We start from the raw sequence: 22,392 nt of genomic DNA on the forward strand, positions 1-22,392 counted from the left end.
ATGGCGCAGTGCAGGCAGGGGATGGCCGTGGCGAATCGGCCGTCGAGGTACACACGCCGACCGGGCGATCCGGGCAACCTGGAGATGCAGGCTCTTTCCACCCCCCGCTACCGGGTCACCTCGTGCAGTCCGGACCCTGCTGGCGTCCGCGCTCGGGGCAGGGCACGACGTTCACACCTCAGGAGTCGGCTCGCGTCTGTCACCCGGTCAGTAGGGGCGGGGAATGCCGTGAGCCTCCGAAGCCATGGTGCAGCGGGCCGGCAGGTCGAAGCGTTTACACCTGCCGCCCTGGACCTCGATGACACAGCGGCACCGCACCCCTTGCGCGACGGCGGACCGCGATGTGTGGGCGGCGGCGAGACCCTCAGCAGAACCAGCCGTTCTGCACCCACCCCCGGCGGTTGATGTCTCCGTAGGCGAAGCCGTAGACCCAGTCTCCGCCGCCTTGTTCGACGAGGAAGGTCTGACCCCGGTACAGGGTGCCCATCCATGCTCCATGGGGGGCGGTGACCCGTACGAAGAGGTCCTGGGCGCAGACGGTTTCGCGCTGTCCCACCCTGCCGTCCGCGGCGTCGGCCGGGCCGACCGTCATGGCTGCCATGGCGGCGGCCAGGACCAGGACTGTGAGCTTGCTCGTTCGGGTCACGTGTCGTCCGTTCTGTCGTGGCGGCATTCGGTCACCAGGATCCGAAGCCGCCCAGGCATTCCTGCCTGACGAAGCCCCAGTCGTTCGGGCCGAAGTCGAACGTGGCCGCCCAGCCGTTGTAGACGGGATGGGCGCCACGGGTGTGCCCGACCTTGTCGCCACGGAACAGGGTCCGTTTGAGGCCGGCCGGGCCGGAGGAGCTGTCGTAGTTCGCGTAGAAGCTCGCGCTGTCGCAGACGATGACCGCGTGCTCCGGCACCGTGGGCTCAGCCTGCGAGATTCCGGCGGCCATCAGGGCGAAGGCGGCGGTCAAGGACAGGGTGACGCCCGCTCGCAGTGTGGTGGACATGACAGCCATGGTGAGGGACGGCCGGGTTTCCGTCGAGGGGGCATGAGCGAAATCTCAGTCGGCCGCCGGCTCACCCGGACTGCGGCGGCCGACCGCACCGGCCGGCCACACCCTGGGGGTTGCGGTCCAGCAGAGGCGCCGCTCGGCGGGGATACCCGGGTGTTGGCGTGGACGACAGCTCAGGCTGTGCGCGCCGGCGCTGATGCGGTGGGCCTCGTCCACGGTGGCAGGAGATCGGCCATTCGGCTGCGGCTGCCTCGCGCGCGATACGGGGCCGCTGTGTTGTTGACACGGATGCGTGCCGAGGGCCAGGTCATCGGAGGTCTCGGGCGCTCGGACACCAAGAGGAAGGCCGGAGTATGCCCGCACACCCCCTGCGCGGATTCATAGCGGGTCGGCGACGTCATGCCGCAGTCATCGCCGCGGTGATGGCCTGCTCGACGGTACTGACCGGGCAGGGCCCCGTCACGGCCGACGGTGCGCCCACACCGTCGGTGCCCGCCCCGCGGCTGGACTGGAGACCCTGCATCCAAGGCAGTCCCTTCGACTGCGCGACCGCGAAGGTGCCACTGGACTACAAGAACCCAGGTGGTCGCACCATCGAACTGGCAGTCATCAAACGGAAGGCAACCGGACCCGGACGGCGCATCGGCACCCTGTTCTTCAACCCCGGCGGCCCCGGCGGGCCCGGGACGGTTCAGATGCCGCAGAACTACGAGTTCTTCCCGCGCGAGGTGCGGGAGCGGTTCGACATCGTCAGCTGGGACCCCCGCGGAATCGGCAGCAGCACCGCGGTGAACTGCTTCGCGAGCCCCCAGGAGGCCGCCGACTGGAGCGCGAGCAAGGCGGCGGGCTTCCCGGTGGGCGAGAAGGAGCGGACGGACTTCATCGCCGCGTACAAGGATCTGGTGCGGCGCTGTCAGCAGAAGGACCCCGAGCTCCTCAGCCATGTGTCGACCGCCGACACTGCTCGCGACCTGGACCAGCTCCGCCGGTCGGTGGGCGAGCCGCAGCTCAACTACTACGGGATCTCCTACGGCACGATCCTGGGCGCCACCTACGCCAACCTCTTCCCCGGCAAGGTCCGGGCCATGACCCTCGACAGCAACATCGGCCCCCCGGCCTGGACGAACGACGCGTCCGACGACGCCCGGCTCACGACATTCCTGCGCGTCGGCTCGGACCGCAGCGCGGCAGCGACCCTGGACAAGTTCCTCGACCTGTGCGGTTCCACCACCACCGCCCGCTGTGCCTTCTCCGCCGGTACGCCGAAAGCGACCCGGGACAAGTTCGATCAGCTGACGCAGCGGCTCCGGAAGAAGCCCGTGGACACCTGGACCTATGCCCGCACGGTCGCGGACGCGGTGAACGGCCTCTACCTCGTCAGCGGGTGGGCCGACCTCGCAGGCCGGCTGGAGGAGCTGTGGCAGGGCCGCGCCCCGGAGCCGGCCCCCTTCCCGCCCGCACCGCCGGTCCCGGATCCGAATCCGTACCTGGGCGAGGAACAGGCCGCCGCGGTGCTCTGCGGCGACAGCCCCAATCCGCGCGACCCCGGTGTCTACCACGCCTTGGAGGAGGCCGCCGCCGCCCGTGCGGGCGACGCCGGACGCTTCTGGACCTGGGCGGCCGCTGGGTGCGCCACCTGGCCGGCCTCCCCCGACCGCTACCTCGGCCCCTGGAACAAGCCGACCGCGAATCCCGTCCTGGTGGTCGGCACCGCCTACGACCCCTCCACTGCCTACCCGAACTCGCAGGCCATGGTCGAAGAACTGGCCGACGCCCGCCTGCTCACCAACGAGGGGTACGGGCACACCGCACTGCTCAACCCCAGCAGCTGCATCCAGGAGCACGAGAGCCGCTACTTCATCGACGGCACGCTTCCGCCTGTCGGCACGAAGTGCCGGCAGGACACGCCCCCCTTCTCCGCCCCCAAGCCGAGCGGCGGCGTCGCCACCGGTGGCGGCGGAATGGCCGGCATCGTCTCCTGAACACGCCATCCCCCGGCTCACAGCTCACAGCGACAGGCTCCGGACCGCAGTCGGCCCGGGGCCTGTCGCTACGGGAACCTTCCCCCCGGCACGTCTCGTCTCCCTGATCGCGCAGCGGGCCGGATCCCATAGCGGCAGGGCAGCCGGGGCTCGCCGCCGGGGGGAAGGTACGCGGAGCCCGAAGGCAGCCGGTCGTGCTGACGATCGGGACAGGCCGGGCACGCGGTGCCCGGCCGGCTGCGGCTGTCGGGACTCGTCGAAGCGCTGACGGCGCCGGAGGCGGTCGTCACCGGGTGACGTCCGGCGGTTTCGTCACAAATGGGATGATGCCCGTCGAGGTTCCTGGCATCGGCGTCCGGTTCGTGGTCGGCTTACGGATGATGACCGATCAGCAGCGTCCTCCGCCCGGCACCCTCGTCGTCGGTACCGGTCCGGTGGGCATCGCCTGCGTAGCCGACCTGAGTCGTGCCGCAGTGAGCGTCGTGCCGGCTGGCCCGGCATCGGGTACGCGTGCCGCGCGGGATGGCTGACCTGCCGCGACGATGACCACCCAGCCACGCGCAGGCGCACTCGTGCGCACGACCGGCCGGAGTCAAGTCGGCAACCGGACCAGGCGATACGGAGCGAGACGTGGAAATTGACGGCGCGCGTGTCCTGGTCGCCGGCGCAACGGGAGTCATCGGCGCAGCCGTGGCAGCCGAACTCCGGTCTCGCGGTGCGCGTCTCGTCCTGGCCGGCCGGGACGGGACGCGCCTGGCTCGCACCGCCGAGGAACTCGGCGGCGCTCCCACGGTCCTGTTCAACGCGTACGCTCCGGACTCGTGCGCCCGCGCGGTGGACACAGCTGCGGGCGCACACGGCGGCCTGGACGCAGTCCTGACGGCGTTCGGCTCAGTGGCCTTCGGGAAGGCCGACGCCGTGGGTGACGACATCGCCGAGCACCTGATGACGGTGAACGCCCTCGCGCCCGCCGCGTTCTTCCGTGCCGCGCTCGGCGTACTCGGCGCAGGTGGCACGATCGCCGCGATCACCGGTGTGGTGGCCGAGCGCCCGCAGCCCGGGATGGCCGACTACAGCGCCTCGAAGTCCGCGCTGGGCGCCTGGCTCAGCGCCGTGCGCCGTGAGGTCCGCCCCGCAGGCATCCATGTGCTGGACATCCGCCTCGGGCATCTGGACACCGGCTTCGCCGACCGGGCCGTCGTCGGCATCCCGCCCTCCTTGCCGCACGCGGGTGATCTCACTGTCGCCGTTCACGCGGTGGCCGACGCCCTGGCGACGGACGCCGAGAGCGTACGTACCGGCCCTGACGGGATGCCCTTCCTCGAACAACGGGCCCGGTGAGCGGCCGGTGCCCGAGGAAGCGGGACGGGCAGACGCGATCGTCGTCGGCGGCGGGGCGGCCGGGCTGTGTCTGGCGCACTGGCTGACGCGAACGGGAACCACGGACGTGACCGTCATCGAGCCCCCCGACGGCCCGCTGCGGCCGGCCGAACGCACCTGGTGCTACTGGGACGACGGGCCCGGCGAGTTCGAGGACGCCGTCGTAGCCTCCTGGCCGCGGCTGCGGATCACGGCACAGGACGGCGGAACCATCACCTCCGACCCCATGCCACTGCGCTACCGGATGCTGCGGTCCGCGCCCTTCGAAGAACTGGTCCACTCGCGGCTGGCTCACTACGCCACTGCACGGGTCCTGCGCGCCACAGCCCATGACGTGCGTAACGTGACAGGCGGAGCCGAGGTCTCCTGCACCACTGCCGAAGGGGCAGCGCTGACCCTGCGCGGTGGACACGTCTTCGACTCACGGCCCCTGCGCCGTCTGCCGCCGGCCCGAACCACACTGCTCCAGCACTTCCGCGGTTGGTTCGTCCGCACAGCCACCCCGTGCTTCGACCCCGAAGTGGCGGACCTGATGGACTTCCGTGTGCCGCAGCCACCTCACGGGCTCGCGTTCGGCTACGTCCTGCCCCTGGCACCGGACCGGGCACTGGTGGAGTACACCGAATTCTCCCGGGCCGCCGTGTCGACCGCCGCATACGAGACCGCCCTGCGGCGCTACACCACCGACGTTCTGCGCCTGGGACCGCTCACCGTCGAAAGCGCCGAGCAGGGTGTCATCCCCATGACCGACGCACGCTTCCCGCGCAGAATCGGAAAGGCCGTCTTCCGTATCGGAGCCGCCGGAGGGGCCACCCGGCCGGCAACCGGCTACACGTTCGCCGCCGTTCAACGCCAGAGCCGAGCCATCGCCGCAGCGCTCCGCGATGGCACGGAGACGGTGCCGCGTCCTCATGGCCGCCGGGCGTTGGCGATGGACGCGGTTGTACTGCGAGCGCTCGACACAGGCCGGATCGACGGTCCCGGCTTCTTCACCGACCTCTTCCGCCGCACTCCGATGGAGCGGCTGCTGCGCTTCCTCGACGGCGGGAGTACGCCATGGGAGGAGTTCGGCATCGGACTGCGCACCCCCGTGGTCCCCATGCTCCGCACCGCTGCCGAACTGCCCTTCCTTCCCCGCCGCGCCCCCACCGCCCCCGAAGAGAGCCGCTGATGACGCTTCTGCGAGACCACGACCTCACCGCAGCCTTCGACCACGCCGCCCCCACGTACGACCGTCTCACGGCTGCCAACCCCGGCTACCGCACCGAGCTGAACCGCTCCGCGCGTCGGCTCCGCCTTCCTTACGGCGGGGCCGGCCTGCGTGTGCTCGACCTCGGCTGCGGCACCGGCACATCAACACGAGCACTGCTGCGGGCGAGCCCGCACGCGCGGATCACAGCCGTCGACGCGTCCGCCGGAATGCTCGAACGTGCGCTGGACAAGCACTGGCCCGACAACGTGCGCTTCCTGCACCTCACCGCCGAGGAGCTCATGTCGGCCGACGGCGATGGCCCCTACGACGCAGTCCTGGCCGCCTACCTGCTCCGCAACGTCACCGATCCGGACGCCGTACTCTCCTCCGTCCGCGCGCTCCTGCGGCCCGGAGGGCGCCTCGCCGTGCACGAGTACTGTCTCAGCGGCTCCCCGTTCCACAGCATCCTGTGGAACACCGTGTGCCGCGGAGTGATCATGCCGGCGGGCACGCTGACCGGCGACCGCGAGCTCTACCACCACCTGTGGCGCAGCGTCCTCACCTTCGACACGGCCCCCGCCTTCGCTTCCCGGCTCACCCGGGCCGGCTTCACCGGCGTGCGCACGGTCCCCGTCGCCGGATGGCAGACCGGTGTGGTTCACACGTTCCTCGCCGAGAACGGCTCCCGGCCCGAGCGGGCGGCCGCCCGGTGAGGACGACCTCACGGCCCACCGCCGCCCGCCGTGGCCGGGACCGGAAGGCAGAGGTGATCCTGCCCGCCCCGGGACGGGACCGCTTCACAGGCGATGCACCCCGTACCGCGGTGATCGGCGGCGGTATCGCCGGCCTCGCCGCCGCGACGGCGCTCGCCGAACGCGGCGTCCGCGTCACCCTCTACGAGCGCGAGGCGTCGCTCGGCGGCCGCCTGGCCGGATGGCGCACCCGCCTCGCCGACGGCTCGGAGGCCACCATGAGCCGTGGCTTCCACGCCTTCTTCCGTCAGTACTACAACCTGCGCGGCCTGCTGCGCCGAACGGATCCCGCGCTCTCGGTACTCACGCCCCTGCCCGACTACCCCCTGCGCCACAGCGGCGGCCTGACCGACAGCTTCGCCCATGTGCCCCGGACACCACCTTGGAGCGCACTCGCCTTTGCCGCGATCAGCCCCACGTTCGGGTGGCGCGACCTGACCGCGATGGACCTGCGCTCCGCGCTGCCGATGCTCGACGTGCGGGTGCCCGAGGTGTACGAGCGGTTCGACAGGGTCAGCGCGGCGGACTTCCTGGCGGACATCAGGTTCCCCGAGGCCGCCCAGCACCTGGCGTTCGAAGTCTTCTCGCGCAGCTTCTTCGCCGACCCGCGCGAGCTGTCCGCCGCCGAAATGCTGCTGATGTTTCACATCTACTTCCTCGGTTCGTCCGAGGGCCTCCTCTTCGACGTACCGAGCGAACCGTTCCCGCAAGCCTTGTGGGAGCCGCTGGGCGGGTACCTGGACCGCCTCGGCGTGGACGTGCGCACGGGCACAGCGGCCCACAGCATCCGGCCGGCCGACGACGGCGACCTGACCATCGAGAGCGACCGGACGAACGATCGCTACCAGTCCGCCGTCCTGGCTCTGGACGCGGCCGGCCTACGCCATGTCGTCGGCGCATCGGACCAGCTGGGCGACACGGCCTGGCGTGAAAGCATCGCCTGCCTGCGCACCGCACCGGCGTTCCTGGTATCCCGCCTGTGGCTCGACCGGCCCGTACGCCCCGACCGTCCCGGTTTCCTCGGCACCAGCGGCTACGACGGCCTGGACAACGTCAGCGTCCTCGACCGCTGGGAAGGTGAAGCGGCCCGCTGGGCGCGGCGAACCAACGGATCCGTGGTGGAACTCCACGCCTACGCCGTGGACGGGGGAGCCGAGCAGAGGGATGTCCAGGCGCGGCTTGTCTCCCAGCTCCACGAGGTCTACCCGGAGACCGCGCATGCCCAAATCATCGACGCCCGCCATGAATGGCGGGCGGACTGCCCCATGTTCACAGTGGGCGGCTACGCCCGTCGGCCATCCGTACGCACGCCGCACCCGCGCGTGATGGTGGCGGGCGACCTGGTCCGCACCGGTCTTCCCGTGGCCCTGATGGAACGCGCGGCGACTTCGGGGTTCCTGGCGGCCAACGCCCTGCTCGCCGCCTGGGGAATCCGGGGGCAGGTGCTGTGGACCGTGCCGCGTGCCGGCCGTTCCCCGGCTTTGAGATCCCTTGCCGGACTGGCCGCACGGGACCGACCGTCCATGTCCGGCCGAGGGCACCCTCAGCCGGGAAAGCGCCCCGCGCTGCGCAGCGACCAGCGGCGCTCGGCGTAGGCCAGGTCGTCACGCCAGAGCCGGCCGGCCGCCCGACGCACAAGGGGACGCAGCGCCGGGGCAACCGCGCGTGCCAGCGCGAACCCTCGCCGGCCCGACGAGGCGACGACCGCCTCGACCACGGCGGTCCGCGGGCTCCGGTCTCCATGGGGCGTCAGAGGAGTGGCATGCGTTTCCACGACCGAGGTGGCCCCTTCGCCCTCCGTGATGTGCATGACGACCGTACGCGGCTCGGGCGCGGTGAACACCGCCCGTACGGGCACCACCAGGCGGCCGACGACCCGGAACGAGACCTCGACGGTGAACGCGTCGTCGAGGTCACCCCGGGGGGTGTCCACGACCCGCAGGTCGACGAACGAGTACGGATGGAACCAGGACCCGTGCCAGGGGTCGAGCCGGTTCGCGACCACGTCCTGCGGCTCGCACCGCCCCACCGTGGTGAACACCGAGTCCACCGCGTTCGCGGGCGACGGGCGTTGGGGCAGTACGGGATGATCCAGCGGCGCCTCGCCCCCGGCCTCGTCGAGGCGTACCCACACCAGCACCCCGTCGTCGTGAGCAGGGAACGGCTCCCAGCCGGCGAACGGGCCGCCCCGAAGGGCCAGTCCGTGCCAGTGGCACACAAGCGTCCCGCACACCACCCTGCCCTTACGCAGTGGCGCCCCGAGGTGCGGGCATACGCCTGGCCCGGCCCGGACTCGGCCCGTCTGTGTACGCCACAGCACGACCTCCACGCCGCTCACGGTCCTGCCGTACGGGCGGCCGCCGGCGATGTCCCGGGATGCGCCGACGACGAACCAGTTCCCCGAGGGCCTCGCGGACGCCCTCATGAGGGCGTCAGAGATCACGGACGGCTTCGCCTCCCTCCAGGTCGGTGCCTGTTCGAACCACCCCGGCCCCCGACGTACCCGCAGCGGCGACGTCCAGCGGCCCTCGCCCGACAGGTCCTTCATCGGCCGTACTCCTCCCCTTGAGGCACCGGCGCGTGCACGGAAACCAGCGGGGCGGCGGCCCGGGTGCGGAGCCTGCTGCCCATGATGCGTACAAGTCCGGCGGCAGCAACAAGAGCCCGGCGCCGACGCGGCACCACGGACCGGCGGTGCAACACGGCGTACTCGTCGTCGGCGATCGCGTCCAGGATGCCGGCGTACAGCGTGTAGGCCGTACGGATGCAGGGCCGCACCCGCGGGTCGAGTATGCCGATGCCCGGCTCCGCCTCCCGGTACACCTTCCGGGTCATCGCGTCGGCAGCCATGAAAGCGGCGCGGATGCGCGGATCAGGGCGGCCGGTGCGGCGGCTCCACTCCAGCATCGGCCTGTCCACCCCGTGAGCAGCGAGCAGGTCCACCGGCAGATAGACGCGCCCCCGGTCCAGGTCCTCGCCCACGTCACGCAGGAAATTGGTGAGCTGGAACGCCACGCCGAGGGCCGCGGCGTGCGGTGCCGCTTCCTCGCGGGGAACCACCGTCCCGAGCACGGGCAGCATCTGCAGCCCGATCACCGCAGCCGAACCGTGCATGTACGTCCGTAGATCCGCGTACGTCGGATAGTCGGTGACGCTCAGATCGCTGCGCATGGAGGCCATGAAATCGGCGAACAGCCGCGGGTCGATTTCATACCGGCCCGCGGTGTCCGCGACCGCCCGCACCACCGGCTCCGCCCCGCTTCCTGCGTGCAGGCCGTGCGTGAGGTCGCTCTCCAGTCGCCGCAGCAGTCGATCGCGTTCCTGCGGCGTCTCCCGCCGGTCGAGGTCGTCGACGATGTCATCCGCCCAGCGTGCGAACCCGTACAGGGCGTGGACCGCGCAGCGGCGTTCCACCGGCAGCAGACGGGTGGCCAGAAAGTACGTCCTGCCGTGGCGGGCGTTGAGCCGTCGGCAGCCCGCGTACGCCTCGCGAAGGCCGGGGTCGGTGATACCGGCGGCGTCCAGTTCACGACGCGTCATCGGCGCTGCCTCTCGAGGACGGGACGACGGACCGTTCCGAGGCGGCCGGCTTTGCGCGTACCGGACGGGGAAGGCCGGTGATGCGGGCGGCGGCGAGCTTCCCGCTGATGAGCACGGTGGGAACACCCACCCCGGGGGTCGTCCCGCACCCGGCCAGGACGACGTTGTCCCACCCGCGCACAAGATTGCGCGGCCGGAACGGACCGGTCTGGGCAAAGGTGTGGGACACGGAGAACGGTGTGCCCGCCGCGTGGCCCTGGGCCGTCCAGTCCACCGGCGTCACCAGCAGCTCACTGTCGATGGAGTCACCGAACCCGTCCAGCCCGCGGCGTTCCAGCTCGGCCACCAGGCTGTCGCGGTAACGCGGTCCGAGGTCGTGCCACGCGTCGCCCGACGGGCCGATCGTGGTGTTCGGGCACGGAGCCAGGACGTAGTGCAGGTGCTTTCCTTCCGGCGCGAGTCCCGGGTCGTGTGTGGTCGGCCTGGTGATCAGCAGCGATGGATCGCTCATCAGCTGTCCGGATCGTGTCAGTTCGTCGAAGGTGCGCTCCCACGCGGCGCCGAAGGAGATCGTGTGATGCGCCAGCTCAGGCCAGGTGCGGTCAGTGCCGGCGTGGAGGATCACCGCGGAGGGGGAGTGGCGCAGCCGTACCGGGCGCCGCGGAGCCCGCCCCATGAGGCGGTGCACGACGGGCAGATCGGGTGTCATGATCACGGCGTCACAGGCGATCCGCTCGCCGGACGCCAGGTGTACGGCCCGTGCTCGTCCGAGGGAGCATTCCAGTTCGGTCACCTCGGCCGACCAGCGGAACTGTCCCCCGGCGTCGCCGGCCGCGTCCGCCATGGCCCGGGGCAGCGCGTGCATGCCGCCCCGGGGGAAGTGGACGCCCGCCACCGTGTCCATGTAGGCGATGACCGCGTAAGCGGCGAGTGCCCTCGCCGGTGTCACTCCCGCGTACAGCGCCTGGAAGGAGAACACCCTCCGCAGACGCTCATCGGAGAGGAACCTGCCGATCTGCGGATCCAGCCGTCCGAAGCCGCCCAGGGCAGCCAGCCGGGCCAAGTCCGGATGCAGGAGCTGGAAGGGAGAGTCGAAATTGGTATCGATGAACCTGCGCATCTGCGCCCGGTACAGCCGCTGGAGCCAGAGGCGCAACCTGCGGTAGCCCTCGGCCTCGGCAGAGCCGGCGAAGCGACGCACCTCGGCCTCCATGGCATCGCCGTCCGTATGGACGTCCACGTGGGTGCCGTCGGCGAACCGGGCCCGGTAGGCCGGATGCAGCTGGATCAGCTCCAACCGCCGGTGGAGGCTGTCGCCCACGGCGGCAAAAGCCTCGTCGGCCAGGTGCGGCATGGTCAGGACGGTCGGGCCGGTATCGACCCGGAACCCGGCGAGTTCGATTCGGCCGGCACGACCGCCCGGTCCGGAGTCCCGCTCGACGACGGTCACTTGACGGCCCGCGCCGAGCAGGTGCAGGGCAGCGGCCAGACCGGACAGACCTGCGCCGACCACCACCACGTGGTCCGTGGACCCGGACACGGTCCTCACGTGCTCTCCTCGTGCCCGGCCGAGGCACTGACCACGGCCCGTTCCACCAACGAGGCGAACTCCTGCTGGGCATGCCGATCCGCACCAGCGGTGGCGAAGTGGCGCAGGCTCAGTGCGGACAGATCGGCGATCTCGGCCTCCACCACCGCGCGTGCACCCGTGCGCTCCATGGCGGCGCGCATCCGTGCGACCTCGTTGTCGGAGCGCGCGATGTCGTCCGGTTTGAGCGTGGCAACCGCCTCCGCATCATCCGACGCGTGAGCGAGCCGCACGGCGACCGCGAGGAGATACGTGAGCTTCCGCCCGCGCAGATCCTCATCGGCGGGCTTGCCCGTCACCGCCGGATCCCCGAACGCACCCAGCAGATCGTCCCTGAGCTGGAAGGCCAGCCCCGCGCACCGGCCGGCGGACCGCAGCGACTCCAAGGTGCGGGCATCAGCGTCGCCCAGTGAAGCACCCAGGGCGAGCGGCCGCTCCACGGTGTAGAGAGCGCTCTTCAACGTGGCGATCCGCAAGGCTTCTTCCACGGCGGACGAGCCGGTTGCCTGGGCACGGACGTCCAAGTACTGCCCTGCCACCATCTCGCAGCGCATCGCCTGCCACTCGCTGTGCAGCTGGCGTCCACGTGGTGAAGCGAGCGCGGTGTCGGTGAGCAGGTCGTCGGCCCACGACAGTGCCAGATCGCCCGCGAGCACCGCAGCCGCGGTCGAGTAGGTCTCAGGGGTACCGTTCATCTTCATGGCGCGATGCACACGGGCAAAGTCGGCGTGGACTGCGGGCGCGCCCCGGCGCATCGGGGATCCGTCCATGACGTCGTCGTGTATGAGCGCGCACGCCTGGAGGAGCTCAAGGGCTGCTCCGACCCGCAGGAGTGTTCGCGGATCCCTCTCGCCGCCGACGGCTCGCCATCCGCACCACAGGAAGGCGGTCCGTAGCCGCTTTCCGCCTCGCTGGGCAAACGCAGCGACCCGGCCCGCGACTTCCCGCGCGAACACCTTGTTCACCTGATGCGCCTCGCGCAGCCTTGAGTCGAGATGGTCCGCGAGTACGCCGTTGACGGCCACGGTGGCGTCGCGAGCGGTACGCGGGGCCTCGTGACCACCGGTAGGGCCGACGGTGCCGGCCTGCTCCGTCCGCGTATCAAGCATGGACAGCCCCTTTCGATCTTCATGGCTCGCACGCGCGTGCTTGGCGGACAGGCATCGACTACCGTCCAGCGCAGCGCGTGCCGTTGCGCTTTCCGACCGGCTGCCCGAAGCGCGTTTCCGTCGTCCGCCCGTCCTTGGCCGCCGAGGTCGACCCGGTCGCCGCCCCCCCAGCACTCCATCGCGGCGAACGAGTTCTCCGCCGCAGCCTGGGGATTTCCCGCTTCGGATCGCCGTGACCACCGGCGGCATTGAGCTACGCGCTACCTACGTGGCGGCCGAGCCACACAGGTGCGTACACGGCCGCACTGCGCCGCTCGACCGCACGCGCTTCGCGTAACGGTGTCTCCGGATCGGTCCGTCGGCCGGCGCTACCGTCCAGGTGTGGCTGCGCGCGAATCCCTGCCGTCCTGTCCTGCCGATTCATCGGTCAGCGGGTGCGTTTGGCGACGGTGGCCTTCTTGGCCGTGCGCTTGGTGTTGGCCGTCTTCTTCGCCGGGATCGTGCGCGGCGGCCCGGCTGCCGCGGCGGCCTGCTCTTCGCTGCCGGCGTCTGCCGTGGTGAGAGCCCCCGAACCGTTTTCCAGGTGGGCGCGGACGAACCACTGGAACTGTTCCAGGGAACGGAGGTGCTCGATGAGCAGGTCCTCGGTGACCGGGTCGACGGAGGCTGCCTTCGCGGCGGCTTTCCGGTGGCCCTCGATGATGCCTGCGTAGACGAGGTCGAGTGCGCCGAGGTGGGCGATCGCGTCAGCCCTGCCCACGCTGTAGTCATCCCATGCTCGCTCGGCGACCAGCACGCCCGCGGTGCCCTGCGGCACACCGCCCAGGGCCGAGATACGTTCGGCGGTGGCGTCTGCCATGCCACGGACCGCCGAGGTCTGCGGGTCGAGCATTTCGTGGACGGCGATGAAGTGGGGGCCGGTGACATTCCAGTGGATGTGCTTCAGGGTGAGTGCCAGGTCGTTGAGTGCGTGCAGGCGCATATTCAACAAGTCGATCAGGCGGCCGCCTTCCTTGGTGCTGAGGCCAGGAACGGTGTAGCGCGGGATGGGAATCTGAGGCGGCATGATGCTCCTGCAACGATGGACGACGTACGCCATTCATTTGCCCCCAGGACTCCGCAAGCCACGCCTGTGCGCCCCCGACACCACTTGACCGGCCCTGGAAAATCTGACCCGGGACGCGCATGGCGGGGGCGCTGATCGCGTCCCGCCTGGGCCTCTGGCCGGCGCACTCAAACGTCGTTGACACCAACTCGCCTCCGTCCGAGTTCGGTGGGCACGCGCTCACGGTCCGGTGACACCGAGCAGAGTTCGGGAGGCACTGGACGTCTTATCAGGGCAGCATCGAACTGCCCTTGGCGAAGGGTGCTGGTCATGGAGCAGGAGAGGAACGCAAGGGTGGACTGGACGCTTGGTGAGAAGTTCGAGACGCCTGACGGCACGGTGCGGTGGAGGGCCCTCGGCAGCGGAGACCCGGTCGTTCTGGTGCACGGCACCCCGTATTCCTCCTTTCTCTGGCGGGACATCGCTCCAGCGCTCGCCGGTACGCGCACGGTCTTCGTCTTCGACCATCTCGGCTTCGGCCAGTCGGACCAACGCGAGGGCCAGGACCTCAGCCTGGCGACTCACGCGAGGAATTTCGCCCGGCTCCTCGACCACTGGGAGCTGCCCTGTCCCAGCATCGTCGCCCACGACATCGGCGGGGCCGTGGCACTCCGGACGCTGCTGCTGGAGGAGAGGAGCTACCGGGACCTGACCCTCTTCGACGCGGTGAGTGGCGGTGAGTGGGAGCGAGGGCTCTTCCAGCTCATCCTGGAGCACTCGGATGTCTTCCAGCAGCTTCCGGACTACGCTCACGAAGCGCTGGTCGCGAGCCATATGCGGCACGCGACGCACGTCGGCTTCCGGCCGGAAGTCCTCGACGCGTTCCTCGCACCGTGGCGGGGGACCGCAGGGCAGGCCGCGTTCTATCGTCAGTACAGCCAGATCAGGCAGGCGGACACTGCTGCGTACGAGAACCTGCTGGGCGGGATATCGCTTCCGGTACGCCTCATCTGGGGCCGCGAGGACCGCATCCTCCCCCCGAAGTACGCCAGCTGGTTACACGCGCGCATTCCTCACGCCGAGCTGCACTGGATCGAGGGCGCGGGCCACCTCCTCCAGGAAGACGCACCGGGGCAGCTGTCGGCCTACCTCACCGCCGGGTTCCCCTCAGACACGTGAGGAGAGACGGCGAGGGTGAGGGAGCGGCTCACCGGTGAGGAGCTCAGCGCCGTCTCCCGGCCGAGACGAACGCCTTGGGGGAGTGGGTACAAGACAGGTCCGGAGACCGCGGCGCGGTCGGCGGACCCGCTTCCCCGGCGAAGAACCGCTCCAGTACGGGGCACGTGGGCGTCTCCCCGAGGGCCGTCCTCAACTGCTCGTACCCGGAAGCCCGTCTGCGTATCGCCAGGGACCACTGTGTACGTGCCACTGGCCCGCCGGATCACCCGGAACGGGGGCAGCCGCACAGCAGGGGGCTCAGCGCCGCCCGGCGAGGCGCGCCTTTACTCCTGATTCTCCTCTCATGCACAGGCATATTGATCGATTCGAGTGAATGTGGGCCCGCGGCCGTGCGTATCCCGGGGTCCTGGGCAACCCTTCGTTACCGATCTCTAATCATGGGAGGAAGAACACATGCGTGTCCGTACTGTTCTCGCTGCACTGGCCCTCGCCGCAACCGCCACTCTGGGGGGCGCCGGCATGGCCGCAGCCGACGAGAACCCGTCCATCCTGGATCAGGCTTTCAGTTTCGGCGGATTCGTCGCCGGTCAAGCACTGGCCCCGGCCGCTGTCGCACCAGAGGCCGGAGTGCCGGTACAGGGCTGACGCTTCCGCGACCGGCGGAGTCAGGACTCCGTACCGGGAGGTCGGCAGTTTCGGACGTTCTCAACGAGGCTCATGCCTGAGCCTCCCAGCGCCCGGCCGCTGAATGAACAGTGGAACAGCTGCCCACCGATCCGGACAAGAGGACCCTGCGTGGCTGCGGGCCCCGGCGTGCGAGCCAAGCTCGGCCATCGGCGCTGCTCCGGTCACAGCAACGGGCCGCACGGAAGTCTCCGTGCGGCCCGTTCGAGCGCAGAGCTCAGGGCGGTGGCGAGGCCCGCTACGTCCGGCGCGTTGCGACCCGGGGGAGTTGCTCCACCCGCTCAGGCGTCGGTGTCGCGGCCTTGCTCCGCTGGTTCCCGATTCACCGGCACCCCGCCCCGCCTACGGCCGGCGAATTGGGACCGCACCGAAGGGCACGCAGCAGCCTTTCGCCGTTTGTGCCGCAATGCTGAAGGGTGTTCGTGATGTACAGAACGACTTCGGTGAAGGCGGCAGTGTTCCCGTCGCGGTCAGCAAGAGGATCGCGTCGGTGATCGCCGATCTCGTGGAAAAGAGCGCGGGCGGCGACTGCCAGTACGTCGTCGCGACCGGGGACCACCACGTCGACCCGGGGAGCCGTTTCTCCGAGAACCCTGACTTCCGGGACAGCTTCCCCGTGCGCTGCGTGGCAGGGAACGGGGACGGCGCATTCCATCCGAACTTCGCCCCCGCCGTCATGAGTGGCAAGGTCGACGCTGTCTTCTCAAGGGCGCCCACAGCGCGTCCAGGAGCACCTTCGAAGGCGCCGAAACCCAAAGGGGAGTTCACTGGCGGACTGGCGGCCTGGCTGCGCGCCTGTGGGGTGGAGGCCGTCGACCCCGTAGGCATCGCGGCGGACCTCCGTGTGCGAGCGAAGGCGCTGGACGCCGCCGCAGTGGGATTTCGTGCCCGCGTCCTGGATTACGGGACAGCCCTTACTCGTCGGCGTCGCCCCACACACCGCAGCGGCCGCCCTGAACGACTTCCGCCAGGCAGGCATTGCGGCGTCCGGCGCGGTCCCGGTACCGGAATAGCCCCGGCCCGAACCGGTGAACCGACTGAAGGCCGGTTCATCAGTTGAGGTATGCGCCCGGGCCGGCTTTCGTGGTGTCAGCGGTGACCGGCCGGTGGGGGAGAAACGTGTCATGTGGGGAGCCGGAGGAGCTCGGCAGAGAGCATGAAGGCCGGACCGGCGTCCTGCCGGCCGACGGCACCTTGACCGGGCACGGTGTACTTCGACGCCGCGCGGGCGCTCGTGGCGTACCGGCTGTTCCCCGTCCGGCGCGTCCAGGGCCCGTGGCGCTGGGAGGCGGCGGAGCGGACCCGGCAGAGCTGTCCATGCATGCCAAACCATTTCCCGAACCACGGCCCGGATGCGAAGTCGCTCAACGACTTGTCTGCAGCTTGTGGTTGACGGGCACCGGGGTGGCTCCGGCGTGCCATGCGCCGAAGACAGCGATGACGAAGGCGGGGGTGTTTACGGCATGACTGCGGGCCGGTCCCCGGGACGGAGCCGGGCGTCGCGCAGCACCGCCGCGGCGCGGCGGACGGTCGCGGGCGGGTCCGGGTAACTCCAACGCTGCTCGGCGTGGACGAGGGCTTCCTTGCCGCCGGCCCTTGTGGACCGCCCGACCGGCCGCCGCTCGTCCCAGGATGCTGTGGGCTGCGTCTCTGCCGCATGCGCCTGGTTCGAGGAGGCCGGTGCGGACGGATGCTGGTGTGAAGCTCCGAACAGTGGTTCACTTGTTACATGGTCTACCGCAAGACGCCCGCTGTGCAGAACCGGCTGGCCGCCGCCAGGGAGCATCTGGTGGAGCAGGCGACCGCCGTCGTCGCCGATGTGGGCTGGGCGAACGCATCCGTCACCGCGGTCGCCGCCGCGGCCGGGATGTCGGTCGGCTCGGTCTACCAGCACTTCCCTTCCAAAGGCGCGCTTGCCGTCGAGGTGTTCCGCCGTGCGTCGGGACGTGAGGTCGAGGTGCTCGGCAAGGTCCTCACGGAGGGCGGCCGGGACCCGGTCGAGCGGCTCGCGCTGGGCATCGGCGTCTTCGCCCGCCGCGCCATGGAGTCCCGCGGTCTGGCCCACGCCCTGCTCGCCGCCCCGGCCGAACAGGCAGTCGGCCAGGAGCGGCTGGGGTACCGGCGCCGCTACCGCGAGGTCTTCGCCGAGGTGATCCGAGAGGGCATCCACGCAGGTCTGCTGCCCGACCAGGACCCGGAGGTCACCGCAGCCGCACTGACCGGGGCGATCGGCGAAGTGCTCGTGGACCCACTGTCCGCTCCTGCCGAGGGCACCGACGCCGACCAGCTGGTCACCGAGTTGGTGGCGATGTCCCTGCGCTGCGCTGGCGCCGCCGCACCGCTCGAAGCTGCCGCACCGCTCGACGCCGACCAACTGTGACCACGCCTGCGTACGACGACCTCCGGAGGACCGTGATGACCACGACGGCAGACGCAGACGCCGCGCTGCACAGCAACCCCACCGCGCGCACCCATGAGGTGACCAACCAGCCGCCGCCGCTGGTCGGACACGATGTCGCCGACGACGCCGTACTTCTGGAGGGAGTGCGGCGCGAGGGCGCCGAGTGGTACGAGGAGGACCTGCACCGCCTGGGCCGGCTGGCCGGCTCGGAGCAGGTCCAGCGCTGGGCGGAGGAGGCGAATCGCTACGAGCCGGTGCTGCGTACCCATGACCGCTACGGCAACCGGATCGACGAGGTGGACTTCCATCCCTCGTACCACGCGCTGATGGACGTGGCGATCAGCGAGGGCCTCGGCGGCGCACCGTGGGCCGACGCCCGGCCCGGCGCCCATGTGGCGCGCGCGGCGGGCTTCATGGTGTGGAGTTCGGCCGAGCAGGGGCATGGCTGTCCGGTCTCGATGACCTACGCGGTCGTCCCCGCGCTGCGTTCGGCGCCGGAGCTGGCCGCCAGGTACGAGCCGCTGCTGACGAGCCGGACGTACGACCCCGGTCTGCGCGCCCCTGGGAGCAAGAGTGGCCTGCTCGCGGGCATGGGCATGACGGAGAAGCAGGGCGGCACCGATGTGCGGGCCAACACCACCATTGCCACCGAGCAGCCCGACGGCACCTGGCGGCTGCGTGGCCACAAGTGGTTCACCAGCGCTCCGATGAACGATGTGTTCCTGGTGCTGGCGCAGGCTCCGGGAGGACTGTCCTGCTTCCTTGTTCCGCGGGTACTCCCGGACGGCAGCCGCAACACCTTCCGTATCCAGCGGCTTAAGGACAAGCTCGGCAACCGCAGCAACGCCAGCAGCGAGCCGGAGTTCGACGACACCGTTGCCTGGCCGGTGGGCCAGCAGGGGCAGGGGGTGCGGACCATCATCGACATGGTCACGATGACCCGGCTCGACTGCATCCTGGGCTCTGCGTCCGGGACCCGTGCCGCGCTCGCGCAGGCAGCCCATCACGTCCGGTACCGCTCCGTGTTCGGCGCCAGGCTGATCGACCAGCCGTTGATGCGCAATGTCATCGCCGACCTCGGCATCGAGTCGGAAGCGGCGACCACCCTGGCGCTGCGAATCGCGGGAGCGACCGACCGTGCGCAGCGCGGCGACGTGGGGGAGCGGGTGTTCCTGCGGCTGGCCACGGCGGTCGGCAAGTACTGGGTGTGCAAGCGTCAGCCGGCGGCGGTCGCCGAAGCCCTGGAGTGCCTCGGCGGCAACGGCTATGACGAGGCATCGGGGATGCCCCGGCTGTACCGGGAGGCTCCGCTCAACGGCCTGTGGGAGGGCTCGGGCAACGTCAATGCACTCGATGTGCTGCGCGCCCTGACCCGTGAACCCGAGTCCCTGGACGCCTTCGGCGCCGAGATCGAGGTCGCCGCAGGTGCGGATGCCCGGCTCGACGCGGCCTGGCGGCAGTTGCGCGGTGAGCTGGTGCTCACCGAGGACGCGGCCGTGCGCGCCCGCAGGCTGGTCGAACGCATGGCGCTGGTACTGCAGGGCTCCCTGCTCGTCCGGCACGCCCCGGCCGCCGTCGCGGACGCGTTCTGTGCCTCACGGATCGCCGGCGACCAGGGCCTGGCCTTCGGCACGCTCCCTGCGGGCACCGACCTGTCCGGCATCATTGCCCGGCTCCCTGGGGCGGTCGATTGAGCTCCGGTCCCGTAAGGAGGCGCCCGAACCCGCACGCCTGGCCGGCATCCGGCCGGTGACCTGCTGGGCGGGATGTCGCTTCCGGTGCGCCTCATGTGGGGGCCGGGAGGACCACTTCCTCAGGGCCTGTCCGGCGGATCAGCTCAGAGCCGCGCGGGCAACCCTAGGCGTGCACCCCGACGGCCCGCAGCAGCCGGACCGCCGCGACCCGCTGGTGGCGCGGACGGTCCTCGGCCAGGAGCCCGCGCAGCAGCTCCTGAGGGACGCGGTCGGCCCACGGCAGCAGGGCCGCGGTCGTCTGCCGGACCACCGCCGCCGACGGGTCGTCCAGGAGCGGCCGTATGTCGTCGACGCGTACCGCTCCCAGCGCCCGCAGCCCCGCCAGCGCGCAGGCGCGCACGCCGGGGACCGGGTGCGCGAGGAGTGCCCGGACCAGGTCCGCATCCTCAGGCACCCTGCACTCGCCGAGGCCCACTGCGGCGGCGGGCCGTGCCGCGGGGTCGGCACACAGCGCGCGGTACAGCGGCGCCGGGTCGGTGCCGCCCTGCCGCAGCACCCACCGGGCGCACGCCCGTACCACGGCGGACCGGTCGGTGAGGTACGGCTCGGCGTCCGCGTGCAGCCCGGCCCGGCGCAGCGCGGTCACCCCCGCCGACCTGACCCGGGGTTGCCGGGAACCGAGCAGCGGCACCACGACCTCGGTGAACTCGTCGAAGGCGCCCTCGCCGAGGGCGGCCACGGCCGCTTCGGCGCACAGGTCCTGCACTACGACGTCGCGGTGGCGGGCGGCCGTCTGAGCGAGCTGCGCCGTGGGGAGCAGCCGCCGTTCGACGGCGATGCGGTACGCGAGGCGGGCCGTGGCCCGGTCGCCGCTGTCGAGCAGCGCCTCGGTTTGCGCGGCGGGGCCCGTGCGCAGCGCCCCGGTCAGCAGCTCCTGGGCGAAGCCGCCCCGCGGGCGGCGGCCGATCCGCAGGGTCAGCGCGGCGTGCGCGGCCAGCCGGTGCAGGGGCGTCTCGGACAGGAGCACGCGGGCCCGTTCGCGTACCGGCCCCGCCCAGTCCGCGCAGCGGATGACGACCAGCGCAAGCAGGGCGGGCCGCTCCTCGGTATGGTCCAGCGCGGCCTCACGGATCCGGCCGTCGGGGTGGCAGAGGGCGAGGGCGAGTTCGGCGTCACCGGGCCTATGGGGCCAAGTGACGGTGGGCAGCGACGCATCCGGGTCCCAGCTCAGCCGCCTCCCGGACGGCGACGCGTTCGAGTGGAACAACTCCGGCCGCTGCCGGGCCAGTTCGCGTACCCAGAAGTCAAGGCCGATCCAGGACTCCGGATCCGTCACATCGAGCGCCTGGTCCGGAGCAACTCCGGCGGCCAGTCGCCTGACGGCCTCGTACGACTCGTCTTCGCTGGTCAGCATGGGTGAAGCCTCCCGGCAGATCCTGTTGTGTGGGGTGAAGGCCGCGATCGTTGTGCCGACTGGGTGACGGCTTCGCTGGGGCTCCCATCACGCCCCATCTGTCGGAGCAGGTCACGACCGGAGCCAGAGCCGGACGGCGGCGAGGGTGAGGGTGCCGTGATCTGAGCGCGGGCGGCATCGATGACAGGGGCGAAGGCTTCTGGCACGCGGTTCAGCGCACCTTCACGCGCGATCGTCCCGTCCTTCTCCAGCCCTCTCCCCTCATGGGGTCACTCTGCCTCGCGCCATCGTCTGCGGGCGAGCGGCTGTCCGTGGCGCCGACCGCGCACTGAGAGCCGGGGGACCGGCCAGGGTCCTCGTACGGTGAATCCGCCGGATGGTCCTGCTGAGCGGGTTCGGGGCTTCGACGACGATGAGCAGGCTTCGGTCGGCTGATCATTGTGGTCGCCGTGAGGTGCAAGCCGCTCAACGCCCGTCGTCGCTGGACAGTTGCTCGCTCAGGATCGTGCCCAGGGTGATGGGTTCACGGCCGAGCAGGGCGCCCAGTGTCGGGTCGACGGCAGCGAATTCGCCGGCGCGGCCGGCGGCGAAGATGCCGAGCAGCCGGTCTGCCGCCTCGGCGGGGACGCCATTGCTCACCAGCTGCTTGCGGAACTGGTCATCGGGTGCGGTGGTCCTGGTGATGGTGCGGCCCGTGGCCTCGGTGGCTATGGCGGCGATGTCATCGAACGTGAGGGCCTGCGCCGCGGTGAGTGGCGGCGTGGGGCCGTCGAAGAGGCCCTCGTCGGCGAGGATGGCGGCAGCCGCGTAGGCGAGGTCGGCATGTGCGGTCCAGCTGACCGGCCCGTCTGCGGGGAGCGTGATCGCGCCGGACTCCAGGCCATGACCGGCGAACTGCACCGCACTGGCGGCATAGAAGCCATTGCGCAGCGAGGTGAACGGCACGCCGGAGGCGCGAAGTGCTTCCTCGGTGGCGGCGTGGTCGCGGCAGGGCTGGAAAGCCGACGAGGCGTTGGCGCCCATGTGGCTGGTGTAGAGGATGCGGCGGGCGCCGGCCGCGACGGCCCCATCGATTGCGGCACGGTGCTGCCGCACGGCCTCTTCGCCCATCTTGTCGACGGACACGATCAGCACCTGGGAGGCATCTTCGAAGGCGTGGGCGAGGCTGGCGGCGTCGGTGAAGCTGCCGTGCCGCACCCGTACTCCCTGGTCGGCGAATGCCTGCGCCTTCTGTGGGTCGCGGACGCTGACGCCGACGCGGTCCGCCGGCACGCGCGTCAGCAGCCTCTCGACGATCTGACGTCCGAGCTGTCCTGTCGCTCCGGTCACGATGATCATGTGGTACTCCTACGACGCAGTTCCAATGGAATCAGCAATAACGTACCACTGATACTAACGATGGAACTGTGCGAGCTGTATCGTTGATACATG

At 70.7% G+C, this 22,392-nt stretch carries 18 protein-coding genes; 9 read left to right on the forward strand and 9 right to left on the reverse strand.

Features of this window, described 5'->3' with window-relative positions; genetic code table 11:
• Window positions 1–364: 364 nt before the first annotated feature.
• Both ACFWBQ_RS26480 and ACFWBQ_RS26485 read right to left on the reverse strand, forming a co-directional pair.
• A complete protein-coding gene (locus tag ACFWBQ_RS26480; protein ID WP_385498505.1) occupies window positions 365–646 on the reverse strand; it encodes a hypothetical protein in 282 nt (93 codons plus the stop codon).
• Window positions 647–677: 31 nt separating this feature from the next.
• Entirely contained in the window at window positions 678–995 is a 318-nt protein-coding gene (locus ACFWBQ_RS26485; protein ID WP_385498507.1) for a hypothetical protein, read from the reverse strand.
• 359 nt (window positions 996–1,354) lie between these two features.
• On the opposite strand from ACFWBQ_RS26485, the gene ACFWBQ_RS26490 reads away from it, so the two are divergent.
• The 5 genes from ACFWBQ_RS26490 to ACFWBQ_RS26510 all read left to right on the forward strand — a co-directional run bounded on the left by ACFWBQ_RS26490 (window position 1,355) and on the right by ACFWBQ_RS26510 (window position 7,902).
• A complete protein-coding gene (locus ACFWBQ_RS26490) occupies window positions 1,355–2,983 on the forward strand; it encodes an alpha/beta hydrolase (RefSeq protein WP_385498513.1) in 1,629 nt (542 codons plus the stop codon).
• A gap of 630 nt (window positions 2,984–3,613) precedes the next feature.
• Entirely contained in the window at window positions 3,614–4,324 is a 711-nt protein-coding gene (locus tag ACFWBQ_RS26495; RefSeq protein WP_385498525.1) for an SDR family NAD(P)-dependent oxidoreductase, read from the forward strand.
• 7 nt (window positions 4,325–4,331) lie between these two features.
• On the forward strand, window positions 4,332–5,534 hold the full coding sequence (locus ACFWBQ_RS26500) for a lycopene cyclase family protein (RefSeq protein WP_385498556.1): 1,203 nt from the start codon (window positions 4,332–4,334) through the stop codon (window positions 5,532–5,534).
• On the forward strand, window positions 5,534–6,268 hold the full coding sequence (locus ACFWBQ_RS26505) for a class I SAM-dependent methyltransferase (protein WP_385498600.1): 735 nt from the start codon (window positions 5,534–5,536) through the stop codon (window positions 6,266–6,268). Before ACFWBQ_RS26500 ends, ACFWBQ_RS26505 begins: the two co-directional genes overlap by 1 nt.
• Entirely contained in the window at window positions 6,196–7,902 is a 1,707-nt protein-coding gene (locus ACFWBQ_RS26510; protein WP_385498614.1) for an FAD-dependent oxidoreductase, read from the forward strand. Before ACFWBQ_RS26505 ends, ACFWBQ_RS26510 begins: the two co-directional genes overlap by 73 nt.
• Here the strand turns inward: ACFWBQ_RS26510 and ACFWBQ_RS26515 are convergent.
• From ACFWBQ_RS26515 to ACFWBQ_RS26535, 5 genes are all read right to left on the reverse strand, one after another.
• Window positions 7,851–8,855, reverse strand: coding sequence for a DUF5914 domain-containing protein (locus ACFWBQ_RS26515; RefSeq protein ID WP_385498644.1), 1,005 nt, complete (start codon window positions 8,853–8,855; stop codon window positions 7,851–7,853). The two genes, ACFWBQ_RS26510 and ACFWBQ_RS26515, sit on opposite strands and share 52 nt — an antisense overlap.
• The gene (locus ACFWBQ_RS26520) at window positions 8,852–9,847 is read right to left on the reverse strand and encodes a phytoene/squalene synthase family protein (protein ID WP_385498648.1); all 996 of its coding nucleotides are present in this window, start codon (window positions 9,845–9,847) and stop codon (window positions 8,852–8,854) included. Before ACFWBQ_RS26520 ends, ACFWBQ_RS26515 begins: the two co-directional genes overlap by 4 nt.
• On the reverse strand, window positions 9,834–11,396 hold the full coding sequence (gene crtI, locus ACFWBQ_RS26525) for a phytoene desaturase family protein (RefSeq protein ID WP_385498655.1): 1,563 nt from the start codon (window positions 11,394–11,396) through the stop codon (window positions 9,834–9,836). Before crtI ends, ACFWBQ_RS26520 begins: the two co-directional genes overlap by 14 nt.
• A complete protein-coding gene (locus ACFWBQ_RS26530) occupies window positions 11,393–12,544 on the reverse strand; it encodes a polyprenyl synthetase family protein (RefSeq protein ID WP_385498664.1) in 1,152 nt (383 codons plus the stop codon). The genes crtI and ACFWBQ_RS26530 overlap by 4 nt, the downstream gene beginning before the upstream one ends.
• Before the next feature lie 427 nt (window positions 12,545–12,971).
• Window positions 12,972–13,610: a Dps family protein gene (locus ACFWBQ_RS26535; RefSeq protein ID WP_385498668.1), complete on the reverse strand. Its 639-nt coding sequence runs from the start codon at window positions 13,608–13,610 to the stop codon at window positions 12,972–12,974.
• Window positions 13,611–13,943: 333 nt separating this feature from the next.
• Here ACFWBQ_RS26535 and ACFWBQ_RS26540 point away from each other — a divergent pair, with 333 nt between their 5' ends.
• From ACFWBQ_RS26540 to ACFWBQ_RS26555, 4 genes are all read left to right on the forward strand, one after another.
• Window positions 13,944–14,768, forward strand: coding sequence for an alpha/beta fold hydrolase (locus ACFWBQ_RS26540; protein WP_385498675.1), 825 nt, complete (start codon window positions 13,944–13,946; stop codon window positions 14,766–14,768).
• Between the two features lie 453 nt (window positions 14,769–15,221).
• Entirely contained in the window at window positions 15,222–15,413 is a 192-nt protein-coding gene (locus tag ACFWBQ_RS26545; protein ID WP_385498680.1) for a hypothetical protein, read from the forward strand.
• A 1,768-nt stretch (window positions 15,414–17,181) separates the two neighbouring features.
• On the forward strand, window positions 17,182–17,832 hold the full coding sequence (locus ACFWBQ_RS26550; RefSeq protein WP_385498688.1) for a TetR/AcrR family transcriptional regulator: 651 nt from the start codon (window positions 17,182–17,184) through the stop codon (window positions 17,830–17,832).
• Window positions 17,833–17,867: 35 nt separating this feature from the next.
• Window positions 17,868–19,547, forward strand: coding sequence for an acyl-CoA dehydrogenase family protein (locus tag ACFWBQ_RS26555; protein ID WP_385498697.1), 1,680 nt, complete (start codon window positions 17,868–17,870; stop codon window positions 19,545–19,547).
• Window positions 19,548–19,710: 163 nt separating this feature from the next.
• On the opposite strand, the gene ACFWBQ_RS26560 is transcribed toward ACFWBQ_RS26555, so the two are convergent.
• Together ACFWBQ_RS26560 and ACFWBQ_RS26565 are read right to left on the reverse strand one after the other, a co-directional pair.
• A complete protein-coding gene (locus ACFWBQ_RS26560) occupies window positions 19,711–20,961 on the reverse strand; it encodes a hypothetical protein (protein ID WP_385498701.1) in 1,251 nt (416 codons plus the stop codon).
• A 465-nt stretch (window positions 20,962–21,426) separates the two neighbouring features.
• The gene (locus ACFWBQ_RS26565) at window positions 21,427–22,299 is read right to left on the reverse strand and encodes an SDR family oxidoreductase (RefSeq protein WP_385498706.1); all 873 of its coding nucleotides are present in this window, start codon (window positions 22,297–22,299) and stop codon (window positions 21,427–21,429) included.
• Window positions 22,300–22,392: the final 93 nt, after the last annotated feature.

The organism is Streptomyces sp. NPDC060035 (assembly GCF_042736635.1).
In the GTDB taxonomy this organism is placed as follows: Bacteria; Actinomycetota; Actinomycetes; order Streptomycetales; family Streptomycetaceae; genus Streptomyces.